This is a genomic window from Bartonella tribocorum, from assembly GCF_002777915.1.
Classification (GTDB): domain Bacteria; phylum Pseudomonadota; class Alphaproteobacteria; order Rhizobiales; family Rhizobiaceae; genus Bartonella; species Bartonella tribocorum_A.
In genome coordinates this window covers 18,618-33,806 of sequence record NZ_NJGE01000009.1, presented here as the reverse complement: position 1 = coordinate 33,806, position 15,189 = coordinate 18,618, and the positions used below count along the sequence as shown (strand labels likewise).

16 protein-coding genes are annotated in these 15,189 nt (G+C 36.8%); 9 read left to right on the top strand and 7 right to left on the bottom strand.

The features are described from left to right. Positions 1–209: 209 nt before the first annotated feature. Genes CER18_RS04890 through CER18_RS04870 form a run of 5 tightly spaced genes read right to left on the bottom strand, consistent with a single transcriptional unit; the run spans position 210 to position 4,735 of the window. The gene (locus CER18_RS04890) at positions 210–1,205 is read right to left on the bottom strand and encodes a type IV secretion system protein (protein WP_100128958.1); all 996 of its coding nucleotides are present in this window, start codon (positions 1,203–1,205) and stop codon (positions 210–212) included. Further along, positions 1,192–1,737 carry a type IV secretion system protein VirB5 gene (locus CER18_RS04885; RefSeq protein WP_100128990.1) on the bottom strand — a complete coding sequence of 182 codons (546 nt, stop codon included), beginning with the start codon at positions 1,735–1,737 and terminating at the stop codon, positions 1,192–1,194. The genes CER18_RS04890 and CER18_RS04885 overlap by 14 nt, the downstream gene beginning before the upstream one ends. After that, complete coding sequence (locus tag CER18_RS04880) at positions 1,734–4,088, bottom strand: VirB4 family type IV secretion/conjugal transfer ATPase (protein ID WP_100128957.1); 2,355 nt, start codon at positions 4,086–4,088, stop codon at positions 1,734–1,736. The genes CER18_RS04885 and CER18_RS04880 overlap by 4 nt, the downstream gene beginning before the upstream one ends. Before the next feature lie 22 nt (positions 4,089–4,110). Beyond that, positions 4,111–4,419 carry a type IV secretion system protein VirB3 gene (locus CER18_RS04875; RefSeq protein ID WP_100128956.1) on the bottom strand — a complete coding sequence of 103 codons (309 nt, stop codon included), beginning with the start codon at positions 4,417–4,419 and terminating at the stop codon, positions 4,111–4,113. Position 4,420: 1 nt separating this feature from the next. Further along, positions 4,421–4,735, bottom strand: coding sequence for a TrbC/VirB2 family protein (locus tag CER18_RS04870; protein ID WP_100128955.1), 315 nt, complete (start codon positions 4,733–4,735; stop codon positions 4,421–4,423). Positions 4,736–5,163: 428 nt separating this feature from the next. Between CER18_RS04870 and CER18_RS04865 the strand changes: the two genes are divergently transcribed. Together CER18_RS04865 and CER18_RS04855 are read left to right on the top strand one after the other, a co-directional pair. Next, entirely contained in the window at positions 5,164–5,856 is a 693-nt protein-coding gene (locus CER18_RS04865; protein WP_432417134.1) for a hypothetical protein, read from the top strand. A gap of 904 nt (positions 5,857–6,760) precedes the next feature. Further along, a complete protein-coding gene (locus CER18_RS04855; RefSeq protein WP_100128953.1) occupies positions 6,761–6,997 on the top strand; it encodes an EexN family lipoprotein in 237 nt (78 codons plus the stop codon). 659 nt (positions 6,998–7,656) lie between these two features. Here the strand turns inward: CER18_RS04855 and CER18_RS04850 are convergent. After that, positions 7,657–8,016, bottom strand: coding sequence for a helix-turn-helix domain-containing protein (locus CER18_RS04850; protein ID WP_100128952.1), 360 nt, complete (start codon positions 8,014–8,016; stop codon positions 7,657–7,659). Positions 8,017–8,988: 972 nt separating this feature from the next. On the opposite strand from CER18_RS04850, the gene CER18_RS04845 reads away from it, so the two are divergent. Continuing rightward, on the top strand, positions 8,989–9,834 hold the full coding sequence (locus CER18_RS04845) for a TIGR01459 family HAD-type hydrolase (RefSeq protein ID WP_100128951.1): 846 nt from the start codon (positions 8,989–8,991) through the stop codon (positions 9,832–9,834). Then, positions 9,834–10,835, top strand: a complete 1,002-nt coding sequence (locus CER18_RS04840; RefSeq protein WP_100128950.1) for a bifunctional riboflavin kinase/FAD synthetase — start codon at positions 9,834–9,836, stop codon at positions 10,833–10,835. The genes CER18_RS04845 and CER18_RS04840 overlap by 1 nt, the downstream gene beginning before the upstream one ends. A 575-nt stretch (positions 10,836–11,410) precedes the next feature. Here CER18_RS04840 and CER18_RS04830 read toward each other — a convergent pair. Beyond that, on the bottom strand, positions 11,411–11,740 hold the full coding sequence (locus tag CER18_RS04830) for a TIGR01244 family sulfur transferase (RefSeq protein ID WP_100128948.1): 330 nt from the start codon (positions 11,738–11,740) through the stop codon (positions 11,411–11,413). 464 nt (positions 11,741–12,204) lie between these two features. Here CER18_RS04830 and parA point away from each other — a divergent pair, with 464 nt between their 5' ends. The 5 genes from parA to CER18_RS04805 all read left to right on the top strand — a co-directional run bounded on the left by parA (position 12,205) and on the right by CER18_RS04805 (position 14,845). Then, positions 12,205–12,831, top strand: coding sequence for a ParA family partition ATPase (gene parA, locus CER18_RS04825; protein ID WP_100128947.1), 627 nt, complete (start codon positions 12,205–12,207; stop codon positions 12,829–12,831). Then, positions 12,831–13,058, top strand: coding sequence for a plasmid partition protein ParG (locus CER18_RS04820; protein WP_100128946.1), 228 nt, complete (start codon positions 12,831–12,833; stop codon positions 13,056–13,058). Before parA ends, CER18_RS04820 begins: the two co-directional genes overlap by 1 nt. 1,101 nt (positions 13,059–14,159) lie before the next feature. After that, positions 14,160–14,447 carry an EexN family lipoprotein gene (locus tag CER18_RS04810; protein WP_100128945.1) on the top strand — a complete coding sequence of 96 codons (288 nt, stop codon included), beginning with the start codon at positions 14,160–14,162 and terminating at the stop codon, positions 14,445–14,447. Between the two features lie 10 nt (positions 14,448–14,457). Continuing rightward, on the top strand, positions 14,458–14,721 hold the full coding sequence (locus CER18_RS10265) for a hypothetical protein (RefSeq protein ID WP_210199635.1): 264 nt from the start codon (positions 14,458–14,460) through the stop codon (positions 14,719–14,721). After that, entirely contained in the window at positions 14,633–14,845 is a 213-nt protein-coding gene (locus tag CER18_RS04805; protein WP_100128944.1) for an EexN family lipoprotein, read from the top strand. The genes CER18_RS10265 and CER18_RS04805 overlap by 89 nt, the downstream gene beginning before the upstream one ends. Positions 14,846–15,189 lie beyond the last annotated feature (344 nt).

Genomic DNA, 15,189 nt, shown 5'->3' with positions numbered 1-15,189 from the left:
TTTGAACTCACAAATATCTTGAAATACAATGCATGAGAGCCTTTTATTTTGAATACTTTTACAAGTTTATGTGATGCAAGATTGTGCTTGGTTTTGTTGGAAGGCCCAAGATGTTAAGTTTTTCGTAGAACAAGACCATGACACGTGCGCCAAAGGGCGCACGCAAGGCAAAAATAAAAATACTTATTCTTTTAAAGAGTCGCTTTATCTTAAAACCGACCACGACCACCTCCAGATTTTCCTGCTTTTGCTGCCGCACCTGCCGCACCTTTGCTGGCAGCTCCTGAGATTTGTAAAGTGGCACTTTTTATTGCATTACCACTTGCTCTTGCACTATTGGCAAGCATTGTGAAAATCTGTCCTCCTGAAGAGACACCAGCGCTAAAGTATGGTCCACCAGAGGCCAACGCTGTGGCAATACCGGGAAGTGCACGGAAGATAATAACCCCTATAATAGAAATGACGATGACAGGGGGGAAAAGAATGTAGATTGAGTCATAAGAAACTCTGAGAACCTGTATGATTACTTGACATATAATGGTTCCAAGCATAATCACGAGAACTTGTAAAATGGTAAAATTGACCAAAGTTGTAATCCACGCATCGGTGTATTTTCGCGTTGCATTGAACAAATATAAACTAATAAACAGAGGTCCAAGACCTATAATCATGACCAGTGCAACTTGTGCAAACATTTGCACAATAAAACCACCTATACAAAAGAGGACAACAGCAAGAAGCATGATAGAACCAAGAAGCCCTACAATGATCTTTTCAAAAAACCAAGCATTGTATAGGACTTCTTGATAGCGGTTAGCGGCCTTTAATAAAATATAATCAAAAACATTGGAGTTTGCAGGATTGCTGTTTAATGCATTTCCAATCGCGTTGGACAAATCATTGAAGAAAATATCTTTGACATACGTATTGAACGTCTCTGCATTTGTTGCCATTGTTGTCACAACCACAATTTTAACAACATTATTGAGAAGACTATGCATGGAAAGCGCAACGCGACCTGTCATAACATTATAGCCATAAAGAAAGATAAAAATGATTGCGGCAAGATTTAAGGGCGCTGAAATAGCAGAAGATAATCCACTCACCGTTGTGTCCATCACATTGTCGAGGGGCTTTAAAATATACCCAGAAATGCTTGCAAATGGAGAAAATCTATCAAATATAGGGAAGCTATAGTCTGACATCTGTACTCGTACTTTCAATTTTTTCTTTTAGTTTTTCTTCTTTTTCTTTTAATTGTGCTTGAAGTACTTTATGTTTTTCTTTCTCCTTTTCTTCACGCAGCTCCTCTTTTGTTTTCGTATCTCTTGCCTGAATCATAGACAAAGCCTGAAGCTTTAAAGAACTTGCCTGAAGATCAGCTTGAAGAAGAGAAGCTTCTACTTGAAGTTCTTGCTGAAGGGTTTGAAGTTTCTGCAATCCTTCAAGTTTAGATTTTTTTTCAGTGTTTGTTGTCGCGTCTGTTGTCGTGTCTGTTGCTGCTGTCGCTATTTGTGATTTAACATGTTCAAGTTTACCACTTATTTCTTTGATTTTTTTTGTCGTTTCAATTGCAGTTTGATAAATGGTTTCTGCAGTTTCTGATTTTGCAGCATCTAATTTTTGCGTGTTCTCGAGTGCTTGTTTATAATATTCATCAGCATCGGGGGACATTTGTGAGAGCGCATGAGAAATAAAAGAAAAAGATAACAGTGTTACTAAGCCATATTTTTTCATTGTTTTTTTCTCCTTTGATAAAATATAGGCAGCCATTTTTCAGGATCTGCTCCATATTCGGTTATAATTTCATTCATGAGTTCAATATTTTTGGTTGTGCCGCTTAAAACGGCGATTTCATCGTTCATTCCACGTAAGTTAAGTTCTGCAACGACAGAACTTTGTCCTTGTTTGATAAGAAAACGACGGGATTCTCTGCTTAATTCTGACTGTATTAGTTCAAATTCACGCTCAGAGAGTTTGAAAGCTTCGACATAATCATTGTAATTTGCTTTTTGATTGGGAAAAAATATTTGGGTCGGACATTGCTCAATAATTGTGTGTGCGATTGTGGAGTTTAAAGCGTCTTTGGGGCTTTGTGTTGCAAAGAGCATCATGCCATTTTGTTTACGAATTGTTTTGAGCCGATCTTGCGCAAAAGCTTTGAATGAATCATCCTCCAAAGCTTTCCAGAACTCATCAACGACAATAATAATGCGCCGTCCATCAATCAGATCAAGAATGCGGTGAAAGAGATACATCATCAAGGGGCGCCGAATTTCTTCGTTGTCTAAGAAATCGGTCATGTCATAGCCAATGAATTGTGCATTTAAATTGAGATCATCTTGATCATTGTCAAAAACCCATCCCAAATCATTGCCTCTAATCCAGCGTTGTAGCCGTATGGCAATCCCTTCTTTGGATGTGTTGTCAAAAAACAGTTGAAGGGCACCAAGAGAGCGTTGTGTTGGGGGTAAGTGTTCTAAGGAATCGATGGCTTTGGCGATATCTTGTCGCTCTTCTTCGGTCACGATTTGCCCTTCAGTGGTTACGAGCTTTAAGATCCAATTACGAAGAAAAATTTTATTTTTTTCGTTGTATTCCATGCCCTTTAAGGGAGCAATACCGGTGGGCTGTCCATTTTTTAAAGGTTTATATTTTCCACCTCCAGCGCGTACAAAAATCTCTGCTCCTTGATCTTTGTCAAAAAAAACCATGGTTGGATTGTGTTTTTGTAATTGTGCAAGAAGAAAATTAACAATCACTGTTTTACCAGATCCCGATGGACCGCAAACAAAAGTATTTCCAAGATCACCATAATGAAAATTAAAATAGTAAGGTGAACCAGCCTGTGTTTTTAGCAAAGCGACAGCGGCCCCCCAAACATTATCGTTTAATTTGCCAACGGGGAAAGAATGGAAGGGTGATAAAGCTGCAAAGTTTCTGCTAGTAATGGCGCCTGAACGCGCACGATAGCTAAAGTTGCCGGGTAATTGTGCCCACCATGCAGCTTCCAATCCTAAATCTTCTCTGGCAATTACAGCGCCCCCATTGGTTAAATGGGAACGTGCTTTTGATAAGTTCTCAGTCAATATTTTGGGGTGATCCCCAAAAACAGCTAAAGAAATGTGATGTTCGCCCAAAACAAAACGGTTTGACTCTAAATCATCGAGGGCTTCATCCAGTGCATCAATTTGTGAGCTTGCACGGTCGGCTGCATTGATCATTTGATTTTGCTTGCGGCTCATAATTGCACTGGCGGCTGCTTTACTTTTAAAAACAAAGGATTGTGTTAAGATGAATTCAAATGGTACCGTAAGCAAACCATCGGTCATCCCTGGGCGTGTTTTAGAGGGGTATTCTTTCCATCCAAACATACCGACAAAGCGTTCATTGCTTTCATGGCGAATTTCGATAATTTCTTTCCCAAAAATAACACGATCTGAGTAAATCGTTGAGGCAATGGTGCCAAATGTCAGAGGAATACGTTCACGTCTTCCACCCACCAGCTGGTGGAGAAATTCACTTTGTTCGGAACATAAAAGTCCTTCATGTTCATAGATTGATAGGAGACGAACTTCATATTCTTCCAAACCTTGCATGAGATCTTGGCTTAACTCTTCGAGTTTACGAATAGCTTCCTCATCGGGTTCAGATTGCGTTTTTTTTGCTTTGCTCAAGCGCTGAAAAAATGCTGCCAGTTTTTCTGTTTTATCCGCTGCGGGATTCCAAAGCAGTGAAATAAACAGATCATTTCGATACAGCTCTTGCGAAACCATTTTCTTTTTGTATTTTTCATCTAATATTGTTGCAAAAGATGAAAGAAAATGACCTTCTGGATAAATCGTTTCACGACGGCGAATGATGTGAGAATATAAAGCAACCCGTTCATCTGCAATATTTTTCAAAAGAGTGTTTAATTGGTTGTGTAAAGAATTTAATTGATCAATATCTGCAGTGTCAAAATTTACACCTTCAACAGCCATCACAATCATTAAACAGCGCGAACTTAAAGCAATGACATGCTGGTTGATGTGACGTATATAGGGAATATATTCTTCAGGCAAAGTTTCCCGTTTCATCATTGACATCTGTTTCACCGGTTTTGTTCCTTCAGCTTAGTTCCTTATAAGTGCGGACAAGGCGTAAGGGGGAGGTAGAACCTCCTCCCCATCTGTTGAGGTTTTTTTGTTTTCCTCTTGTATTGAGCCATGCAAATAATACGCGAAATTGGTTGTGATCATGCTTTGTCACTTCACGCAAAATAAAGTGCATCCCAATCCCAAGCCCAATCATGGTAAAACCACTGGTCAAAATAAAGAGAATGGATGTTGCCATGACATTGAGCGCCATCGCTTCCATTGTAACACCGGCAAACATGGTCGGACGTGTACAAGCAAGGAAAAGGGTATCTTCGTTCATTTTATGCTGTACTCGCTAATTTAGTGACAAGAGCGGGAGCACCAAAAACAATCGCAATACCCAGAACACAGTAAGCTGCTTTGCGTAAATCAATAAAGCCGTACATCCAGCCAATACCTACAGCAGCAACACATATAATGGCAATGAGCCTTGCCGTTGGGCCCGTCATCATTGCGACAATGTTGCCTAAAACACCATCAAGAGTTCCAAGACCACCTCCACTAGGAGCAGCATAAGAAACATCGGATACTAACACTGCTGTAAAAAACAGCATGGTCACGATAAAAATGATGTTCTGGAATCTATTATCTGTCATTTTACCTCTCTTTAACAAACAATATTTGTTCATATGTCGACATTCCATTGCCTCTAACAACTGGAGAATTCTGTTATTTTATGACAGTCTAAACTCCTCGTTTTTTTGTTTTAAAAGCCTTGATAGTGGATTTTTTCACTCTCAAATTCTTCTTTTTAAAGAGACAGAAGTCTTTTCAAATTGAGATTGTGTTATATGAAAATGGCAATTTTAAGTTGTGCTTTTGGTCAAGTTAACAATATTAAAAAAAGGCAAGAAAGAATATTATTCTTTACAAAATGTAGTTAATGTGCAACACAGATATTTGAATTTTTTCTTTAAAAACAAGGGGATTACTGATAAATGATGTGAAAGGATAGAAAAATAATGAATTTTTTAAGCGAGTGCGTTAAGAAATGCTATTTAAATTAATTGTTATTATTTACATTATGGGTTCCATAGTGTGGGGATTAAGCCAATATAAAGATAAAATAGATTTTAGCGTTTTTGAAATACTTAAAACGCAAGGTATCCAAGATATTATTGATCTCTATCGAGAAGAAAAAAAATTGAGTCAATCGATCACCCCACAGCCATTAAAAGAAAATGAACCAACATTTGATCTGCAAAAGAGTGTTGCATCAAACGATGTTGTAAATAATATTGTTGTTTTTCATGGTAGGGCATCCGTTACGAGTGGAGTTACATTTAAATTACTAACGCCTTCTGCACAATCTTGGCGATCCCATATTACCCGTGATATTCATCTTTATGGTGTGGATACATGCGCACCACGTCAAAAAGCAAAATTAAAGGATCAAGAATGGCCTTGTGGTGCGGTTACAACGGCTTGGCTTGTCACTAAAACACTTGGTCAGGATTTATCCTGTAAGCAGGCTTTTATGCACAATGGTGTTTATTATGCGCAATGTTTTGTTCAGGGGGTTGATTTAGCCGAGGCAGGTCTTGAAGAGGGTATGTTTGTGCTTTCAAAGGAGGGTAAGAATCCTATTCCAATACAGTATCATCATGCTTCAGCAAAAGCACGTGACAACAGGATTGGTCTTTGGTCAAGCAATTTCATTGAACCTTTAAAATGGCGGCGCGATAATGGATCTTACAACCCCTTTTCTGGCTTTTGATTGACTATAACGAAGATATTTACTGAGACTTTTATGAGAGAAAACTTTATCCATAAAATTGCAACTACCATAGGGTAAAGTGGAATAAATTGTGAGATTATTTTCGTCTTTTTCATAAAAGTGAAAGGATAACATTTTTATTTTCAAAAGAGATTTACTCTTAAAGTGGACTTTCTCTTTATGAGCTTTTCCGAAGAAGAGGAATGCCATTTTGAGTGGCAGAGGGCTTTTCAATATTTGACCTTGAAGGAGAAAGTGAGAAGATAAAAAATGCTCAAGAAACGGCTTTGTAGAGCGAGGTTAATAAAGGAAAAATGAATAGATCCCAAAATAGTGAAGTGTTTGATATTAATTGAATAGAGTGTTTCACAATAGCTTAAAATCATCCCTCCAAATGATGGGTTTCAAATAGGCTCTTACAAAAAAATCTTCGTAAAAATGACTTGTATCGTTGGTATTTCCTCTATACCATAAAACTTCTCATTTAAGCATTAAATAGGGGGCAGAACAGTGAGAAAAATAGAAAGAGGTAAAAAGCGCTCGTATTTTTCTTGTTATAGCTTCGTGGTCCGTTGATCGTGATATTAAGCATTATAATGCTCATAGGCTTTCTAGCGTTGGGAGCAATTCCTATCGCAGTCTCTGTATTTGAAATCAGTTGGACAAAAGCATTCGTGCGTCTTTTGATTTCGTCATTTTTATTGAGTTTTGGCTCTTTTCTTCTCATTGTATTTTATGAAAAACGCATACGATGGCTGTCATGAGCGCTTCTTGCATTATTGTACTTAGATGTTCATTGTGAAAATAAGCAAGGGATAATCACGCTCTATCTTCATAAAATATGAAAATTCAAAATCCATTTTGGGGATAATGTTAACAGATAAGGTATTTAAAGAGGGGTAAAATGAGAAAATTTATTTTATTATGCATGGCTCTATTATTGGTGGCCGGGTGTGAAAAAAACTATAGCGTAGAAGATTTTAAAAAAGATGCAAAATTAAGAGAAGAATGGGGAAAGAAGTGTTTTCTTTCAGGACCAGCTGTTCAGGAATCTACGAATTGTCAAAACGTTCTAAAAGCAGATAATGAACTGTTTTTCTCGAAAGAGACTCCTTCTACGGATCGTGGGCATGGCTTTTGAGAAAAATACATATCTCAATAGTAGATGTATAAGTTTCAAATAAAGAAGTTACTGTGCAATTGATCGTGACTTCTTTTATCTTTATAGAAGCAATCGTTATCATTTGTTATTCTAGATGATCGCCTAAAATTGTATTCACAATTATATCGTTTGTTTCAACTTTATCAGATTGAGGATTATGATTACGAGAGAATTGGAGCGTATTGTTTTATGGTGAAGTTCGTATAGCATTGAGATTTTAGAGGAAAAAACATGACTTTTAAGAATTTATAACAGATACTAAGTCTTTATAGCAGGTATGTTAAATGCACATCGTCTAAAATCAATGGAGCGTTCACAGCCAAGAGGGGATTTCCCTTTTTAAAATACATATGGATGCGTATCCTTTAGTGCTGTAAAACACCATCGTTTGAGAGGTGGTGAGGTAAAAAGTTTATGCATGGGGCCTTTTGATGAGAGAGTACGGTGAATATTCAGGAGAAGGTTTGTTCATATCATTGGGGGAAAGGAATCCTATGAAATGGGAAGCTGAAAAGGAGCTGTTTTGAGAAGGCGGATTGTTTATCAACCGGTTTGAGGAGAGATTTGCATTCTTTGAGGTGTGGGGAGAAAGCCAAGAACAGAACGTGATGCACCCTATATCCATGTTTTAAAACGTTTTAATTCTGATCAGAAATTAATTTTAAAATGGCTTTCTGTTTGACAGAGGTCAGGACTCTAAAGCTTTTTAAAAGCAAAAATTCCTCTTTGCTTGATGCAATTTCTTCATGAGGGTACGAGGTGTTTTCGTTTGTGATGATATCCGTGTAAAAAAAGGAAACCGGAACATTTAGGATATCGGAAATTTCCTTTAATCGCCCAGCGCTCACACGATTTAAGCCTTTTTCATACTTTTGAGTTTGTTGAAAACTTACCCCTAAAGCGTCTCCTAAGTTTTTTTGAGACATCCCTAATATTTTTCGCTTCAAGCGAATTTTTTTGCCAACAAAAAGATCAATATTAAGGTTCTGAGCTTGCATTTGCCCCCTCCGGTTGCGAGCGCCCTCGCATTGGTATTCCGGGAGTCTAAAACTGAAGCTAAATCAGCATTTTGCTTTTAGTGCTTACAGCACTTGGACATAGCAAAATCTCCCGGAATTCCGGGATATCCGCAAAGCGGAGTAAATTTTTATTTTAGCTTTCGGGTTTTAGAGCCCTATTGGTCGCTGCGTATGCGACCAAGACACCTTTTAATTCATAAAGTAATTTTAAGAGCTTGGCAATAAAAATAGTTTTTCTTGAGATAGATAGATTTTTTAAATAACAGGTTGTTTGCTTCTCAATTTTTTATGCTAACCCATTCAAGTTATGTTTTCAGTTTGGCTTTTCACAAAGATAAAGCTTGGTTTTTAAGCTCAAAGTATTCTTATTGTTCTTAGCCAATATCAAAAGGACTCATTTTATTTTTCTTAAGCGATTGAGCAAAATGCTTTGTTTTTATGCGGCTGAGATATTTTGATGATAGGGGAATGTTTTCACGAATGAACGCCTCTCATATCATATAAAAAAATCAAAACATTCTAGATTTTGTTGTTGTACATCTCCATGTTTGTTAAAAAAATATATTTCTCAATACTTAAGCGCATTTATTATAACTCAATGGATTTATACTTGAGGAAGTGATTTTTAAAGGGGGGCGTTGTTCATTTATTTTCTAAATGAAGAATTTGAGTGTTTTAGATGAAAAACGCTATTAACGCAGTTGTTGTTAGAACTGAAATGTTTATGAGAAAAATGAGCATTTGGCAATGATAAGCTTTTGCTATCAAGCATTTTAGAATTTTGCACAACTTAATGATAACTTATTTATTTTATCATTTCTTATGATCTCTATAGACGATAAAAAGTTGGGATATGGTTTGAGAAAGCAGATGACAGGACTCTTATCTTTCGATAAGTAGTTTTGAAGTATAAAGACAGCTTGATCAATGACAAATAGAGATAGGTGCACCATGAATGAACTTACCCATATTGAGACTGTTATAGCGCGTTATGATGCTGTTTTTTGTGATGTGTGGGGTGTTGTGCATAACGGTATCCAAGCATTTGAACCTGCGTTGAAAGCGTTGTATAAAATTCGACAAATGGGGAAAAGTGTCATTTTATTAACCAATTCTCCTCGACTGCGGGAAGACGTTGCGGCCCAATTACAAAGCATGAATATTCATAGTGACTATTATGATGCCATTATCACTTCAGGGGATGTAACGCGTGATCTCATTTGTGCTGCACCGCGTAAAGTTTTTTTCATTGGTCCACAACGTGATTTGGTGTTGTTTGAAGGGTTAGAGTGTGAATTCGTTGAAGAATGGGAAGCTTCTGTTGTCGTTTGTAGTGGCTTTCTTGAAGATTTTGATGAAGAACCCTCTGCTTATGAGGAGATGTTTCGTCGTATACGCGCGCGGAATTTACCTTTTATTTGTGCTAATCCGGATGTGATTGTCCATTATGGCAATAAGGAGTTTTGGTGCGCTGGTGCATTGGCGCGTCTTTACCAACAATTAGGGGGGGAAGTCCGCATTGCTGGAAAACCTCATGGGCCTATTTATGAGTGTGCCTTTGAAAAACTCCAGAAAATACGTGGGACAGTAGAAAAAAGTCAAGTTTTAGCTATTGGTGATGGTCTTTTGACAGATATTAAGGGGGCGGCTCATTTTGGTCTTGATGCCCTTTATATTATGGGAGGGATTCATTGTTATGATTATATGAAAAATGGTGTGGTGGATAAGCAAGCTTTGCATTCTTTTCTAGAACGTCATGGTTATAGGCCACAAGCAATCATGTGGGCACTTCAGTAATGGCTAATTTTTTGCGTCTTCAGGGAACTCATATGTTTCCCTCGGTTTGGCGGGGAGCTGTGTTGGCACTTGGAAATTTTGATGGTGTTCATTGTGGACATCAGGTCGTGTTGCAAAAAGCGCTTGATTTCGCGCGGATAAAAAAGAAACCCGCTGTTGTTTTAACCTTTGAACCTCATCCAAGAAGTTTTTTTCAACGTTCAGCACCTGTCTATCGTTTGACAGAAGCGGCTGAAAAAGCTGAAATTTTTAAAATCCTTGGCTTTGATGGCGTGATTGAGCAGCCGTTTGATGCGCAGTTTGCTGCTCTTTCAGCAGATGAATTTATTCAGTCGATTTTAAAGGATGTTTTTGATGTTTCCGTTGTGGTGACAGGCGAAAACTTTCAATTTGGTCATCAGAAAAGTGGAAACGTAGATCTTCTTTGTCAAAGAGGAAAAGAAGTTGGATTTCAGGTCGTACAAGTGCCTTGCGTTTCTCGTTTTCAAGATTCACAACCATTGATCATTTCCTCTAGTTTTATTCGACAACTTCTTTCACAAGGGGAAGTGGACAAAGCAGCCCATTTGTTAGGGTATCACTATCGGGTATGCTCCAATATTATTCAAGGAGACAAACTTGGACGTCTTTTGGGATTTCCTACTGCTAATCAGATGTTGCCTCCTCAGGTTCGTTTGGCACAGGGTGTTTATGCGGTACGCCTGCGTCGTGCAGACGGTGTTTTGTATGATGGTGTTGCAAGTTTTGGTTGTCGTCCAACAGTTGTTAAAGATGGGGTGCCACTTTTGGAAACCTATTTGTTTGACTTTAACGATGACCTTTATGGGGAAAGCTGTACCGTTTCTTTTTTCCAATTTTTGCGTGGACAAGAAAAATTTGATGGACTTGAACCTTTAATTGCACAAATGCACCATGATGAAAAAAAAGCAAAAGAAATTTTAAAGACAGTACAACCTTTATCAAAGTTGGATAAGCTGCTTACTTTTAAAAATATGCCTTAAGTTTATCTGAAAAAAAGAGAAGCGCTGTAAAAATAGCACTTAAAGTGATGATCATCACAAAGATATATTCCAAAACATCATGGAATATACGTTTTTTCCGTTGTTGAGAAGGAGAATCGAATATCTGAAGATCTGAGTTAGGCATGATCTTTTTCAAAGTTAATTTTATGGCTTTTTCTGTCAATCAAAAAGTTTACTGTTTGTTTCTTTCTAATCCGTTAAAATCCATGATGAAAAGCAAATAAATAAGCACGCAGCCTATTGGCAAGAATAGATGAGAAGAAGGAAAAATGCTGTTTTTAAAATTTCTTGCGCTTTTAGCCTTAGAATTTCACAAAATTTAAAATCGATAATTTTTTTATTTTAAAAGTTTATTACTTCACCAATTTGCATGTATGGGGTAGATGTTTGTTGTCTATTTAAGAGAAAAGCTTGCTTATCGGGTTGTATGAAGTGGTTTCATGAAGGGAAAAGCCTAAGTGGAAGATATAGGGCACCATAACTATTGTTTACAAATCGGTGCAAATTTAAGAACTTTTTTTGCAAGGTGCTTGGGAAGCGCATGCAACCTATGATTAAAGACGTGCTAAACGATAAAGGTGTAGCGAACGCGTTCCACGATGGCAATAGGCGAAAAGAGGCAGAGATGCTGTTTTTAAAATTGTTTGCATGGTTTCAATATCTGATTTTTCTATGGTCGGAGGGGAAATGGGAATATGATAGGCTTTTATGTCATAATTATTTGCGACTGTTTTAATACTTGAAAAATCAGGTTGATGAGGTTCCTCGTGATCGGGGCGGTTACAGATAATTGTTTTAAAACCAGCTTCTGCTAATGTTTTGATATCTTCTGTGCTAATTTGGGCGCCAATAAAAATATCAGGGTCAATTTGTTGTAAATTCATTTTTGTTTATTCCAAATTGCACGATTTTTACGATACTCTTAACTCTATATAAAGGGCATGATGAAGGTAAGATCTTCCAATAGCATCTTAACAAAAATATTCTTTTTGTCGAGGAGACTTGCTTGGAAAAATGCGTTGTCAAGGTGCAAAGTATCTCACACCGCAACATGTTTGTTATTCGATCTTGGGTAACACATTGATTAATAATGATAATATAGTGTTTTCTATTGAATTAGAACTCTGAACCCCGTAAAATTCTCTTGTTCCAATTTATCTTTTTATCCTCAGAAACATCATTTTCACAATATTTTTATGCTAAAAAAATATTATAAAGATAAAATTAGGGGCTGTCATTTTTATCGTAAAAAATTAAGAGGAGTGGTTGTTTTTCAGGTGTTGGACGCTTGCTTCTTTGGTTGTTTTCAGTATAATCGCAAAAACGATAATACTGAAAGACGTAACGAATGATCATTGGGCTTTTGAATCAAAAAGGGGGTGTTGGAAAAACCACATTGAGTGTGAATCTTGCGGCCAGTTTTGCACGGACCGGTGAAAGGGTATTGCTCATTGATGTTGATCCACAGGGGAGCGCATTAGATTGGGCTGCTGCGCGTGAAGAGGCTCCTTTGTTTTCAGTTATTGGTTTACCGCGTGCCACAGTTCATAAAGAGATTACACAGATTGGCCATGGTTATGATCATATTATTATTGATGGTCCTCCGCGTGTGACTGATCTTGCTCGTAGTGCTCTTATGGCTTCGGATTTTGTGCTTATACCTGTTTTGCCTAGTCCCTATGATATTTGGGCAGCTGATGGAATTGTAAAGCTGATTGACGAAGCACGCGTTTATAAAGAAAATCTTCAATCTGCCTTTATTATTAATCGTAAAATAGTCAATACAGCAATAGGGCGTGATGTGAACGAAGCTCTTGGCATATACCCCGTGCGTGTTCTTTCTTCTAGTGTTGCGCAACGTGTGATTTTTGCAGAAGCTGCAGCACAGGGCAGGGCTGTTTACGAAGTGGATAAGCAAGGACCCGCGGCCGCAGAGATTGAAGCTGTTGCAGCGGAAATCAAGGAGTTAGCTTGATGAATAAAAAAATTAAAATTGGCACGAAACCAACCAATAAATCCATTCCTTTAACGGCTGATGCATGGGTAGAAAACAACAAAGAGAACATAAGTGGAGGGATGAAGCGTCTCACGATTGATATACCGGAAACTTTACATCGGTTAATTAAGGTAAGTTGTGCAAGTCGTGGAACCAAAATAGCCGATGAGGTGCGCGAATTACTGTCAAAAAGATACGGAAAATAAAAAATGATATACGATGATAAGTGTGCGTTGGTTTGGATATTGTTAAAAAGATGATATCGGTCGTTTTTCCATAAAGTTAATTGTGATAACAGCACCCTTTTACAAGAGGTGTTTCATTTAAGTTGTTTTCCATAAGATTCATCTCATGAAAGAGTTATGAACCTATGAGAAATTCTTCGTTTTAGCTTTTCTCCTATAGATGTGATCATCTTCTTCCTTGTTATTTGTATCATCGCTGGATAGATAAGTTTATTCTTCCATAGAAATTGTCTTGCTTATAATTTTAAATGTGAAGTTATTTTTTGTTTATTGTAATAAATACTTTGTTTATTGTACTTAATACAGGGATAGATGATGTCAATTAACAGTAGTATTGCTTCTTTTTTTCTGCTACGTAATACTTCTTTTAAAATTACATTCATGTTTATAAGGGGGGATAAAAATCAATAAAATTGATTGATAGGGGGGTGCTATAAGCTTTCCTCATAATCAAAAGAAATCATTGGGGATGATATAAAAGTGTTTCTTTCATTTATATGATTTTTTCGTCTAAGTATTGAATGCCGCTGGATGCTAGGCAAAGGATAATCTTTTCTACCGTTGGGGTATATAAGGTCGCTTTTTTAGAATTTCTGTTGGCATTTAAAAAGTGTAGGGGGAGTTAAGTTTTTTCTTTTTTGGCGGATTAAGAAGTAAGTGAAAGCGCAATCAGATCACTAAAAGATATGTTGTTTCGTTTGCAGAAAATTTGCAATGAATATAGGCATGATGAATTTTTGATAAGATATTTGTGCTGCTTTTCATGATGAAGTGGTTCTTGAAGGAAAATTCTTGAAAAAAAGAAGTAATTAAAAAGCTTTTTGAAAATGTTAAGATATTAAAATTGCTGCTGAAGTTTAAACAGTTCAAATATAAAGAACCGCTATGTCGATAACGTTATAGATGTAAGTCTGATAATAAAGAGGTCCTCATGATTCAATATATTGGCGTTGAAAATGCGCGTATTTGTCAAAGGAAAATTATAGTAAAAGCATGATATAGGGATTTTGTGAAGCCAACGACATCATGATTAAAGTATAACACAAAGAGAGGGGTAAAACCATGAACAAGATCGTTATAACAACACTGTTGCTTTGCACAGGGCTTGTCACTGTTGGTTGTGAGAAAAACTACAGTGTTGAAGAATTTAAGAAAGATAAAAAATTGATGCAAGAATGGGGAAAGAAATGCGATAAAATGGGCCCTTCTGCTTTTGCAAACAAGAACTGTCAAAATGCCATGCAAGCCGATATGGAACTTTTTCAGGAGCATTATAGAAATCTTGCAAAAAAACTTCGTGAAAATAGCAAAAATGGGAATGAAACTGAAAAACAGAAGAATAACAATTAAAGCATAAAAAATGTTGATCGCAATATTTATCTTTGTACGCGATTTATCGTCACAGGTTGCGAAAAATCGCCTACAGAAGTGGGCTTTAAGATTTTTGAAAATGCACACTGAACCGAATGTGCAATTTAATGGGATATTCAATTGTATCTCAAATTTTGTAAATCCGAAAGCAGGGAAATTCATTGATGAACAAAGTCATTATAACAGCATTGCTGCTTTGCACGGGATTTATCACTATCGGTTGCGAAAAAACTTACAGCGTAGAAGAGTTTAAGAAAGATAAAAAATTACGCCTCGAATGGCAAAAGAAATGTTATTTAGGTGGGGCCTCTATGCATAAATCTAAAAATTGTGAGAATGCAATAATAGCGGAGAGGCAACTTTTTTTGGGAGGTTAAAAACTGTTCTCAGATTTTGTAAATCTGAGGAAAAAAGATAGTTGTGAAAGTATAAATAAAAGTAATTGTGACAACAGTGCTTTTTTTTCCCTTCAATAGAGAGAATTTTTTCTTAAATATTAAAGATATTTATTTCAGGAATAGGAAAATTTCCTTAAAGAAGAGGGTCTTTTTCATTTATTGAAACAGCATATCACGATATATGTAAATAGATAGGGATTGGCTTATGTTTCTATAGCTTTCATTCTCGTTTAGCAAATTGGTTAATAGAAACAACCAATATCCTTTGATGCAGTAACACTTAGGATGAAAGAAGCAGAATATTTTTTATCATATAGCTTCTT

Bases quoted from the DNA above. Each gene is read 5' to 3' on its own strand.
- CER18_RS04890 (WP_100128958.1), bottom strand. From the start codon at position 1,205: ATGTCAGACTATAGCTTCCCTATATTTGATAGATTTTCTCCATTTGCA.
- CER18_RS04885 (WP_100128990.1), bottom strand. From the start codon at position 1,737: ATGAAAAAATATGGCTTAGTAACACTGTTATCTTTTTCTTTTATTTCT.
- CER18_RS04880 (WP_100128957.1), bottom strand. From the start codon at position 4,088: ATGTCAATGATGAAACGGGAAACTTTGCCTGAAGAATATATTCCCTAT.
- CER18_RS04875 (WP_100128956.1), bottom strand. From the start codon at position 4,419: ATGAACGAAGATACCCTTTTCCTTGCTTGTACACGTCCGACCATGTTT.
- CER18_RS04870 (WP_100128955.1), bottom strand. From the start codon at position 4,735: ATGACAGATAATAGATTCCAGAACATCATTTTTATCGTGACCATGCTG.
- CER18_RS04865 (WP_432417134.1), top strand. From the start codon at position 5,164: ATGGGTTCCATAGTGTGGGGATTAAGCCAATATAAAGATAAAATAGAT.
- CER18_RS04855 (WP_100128953.1), top strand. From the start codon at position 6,761: ATGAGAAAATTTATTTTATTATGCATGGCTCTATTATTGGTGGCCGGG.
- CER18_RS04850 (WP_100128952.1), bottom strand. From the start codon at position 8,016: ATGCAAGCTCAGAACCTTAATATTGATCTTTTTGTTGGCAAAAAAATT.
- CER18_RS04845 (WP_100128951.1), top strand. From the start codon at position 8,989: ATGAATGAACTTACCCATATTGAGACTGTTATAGCGCGTTATGATGCT.
- CER18_RS04840 (WP_100128950.1), top strand. From the start codon at position 9,834: ATGGCTAATTTTTTGCGTCTTCAGGGAACTCATATGTTTCCCTCGGTT.
- CER18_RS04830 (WP_100128948.1), bottom strand. From the start codon at position 11,740: ATGAATTTACAACAAATTGACCCTGATATTTTTATTGGCGCCCAAATT.
- parA (WP_100128947.1), top strand. From the start codon at position 12,205: ATGATCATTGGGCTTTTGAATCAAAAAGGGGGTGTTGGAAAAACCACA.
- CER18_RS04820 (WP_100128946.1), top strand. From the start codon at position 12,831: ATGAATAAAAAAATTAAAATTGGCACGAAACCAACCAATAAATCCATT.
- CER18_RS04810 (WP_100128945.1), top strand. From the start codon at position 14,160: ATGAACAAGATCGTTATAACAACACTGTTGCTTTGCACAGGGCTTGTC.
- CER18_RS10265 (WP_210199635.1), top strand. From the start codon at position 14,458: ATGTTGATCGCAATATTTATCTTTGTACGCGATTTATCGTCACAGGTT.
- CER18_RS04805 (WP_100128944.1), top strand. From the start codon at position 14,633: ATGAACAAAGTCATTATAACAGCATTGCTGCTTTGCACGGGATTTATC.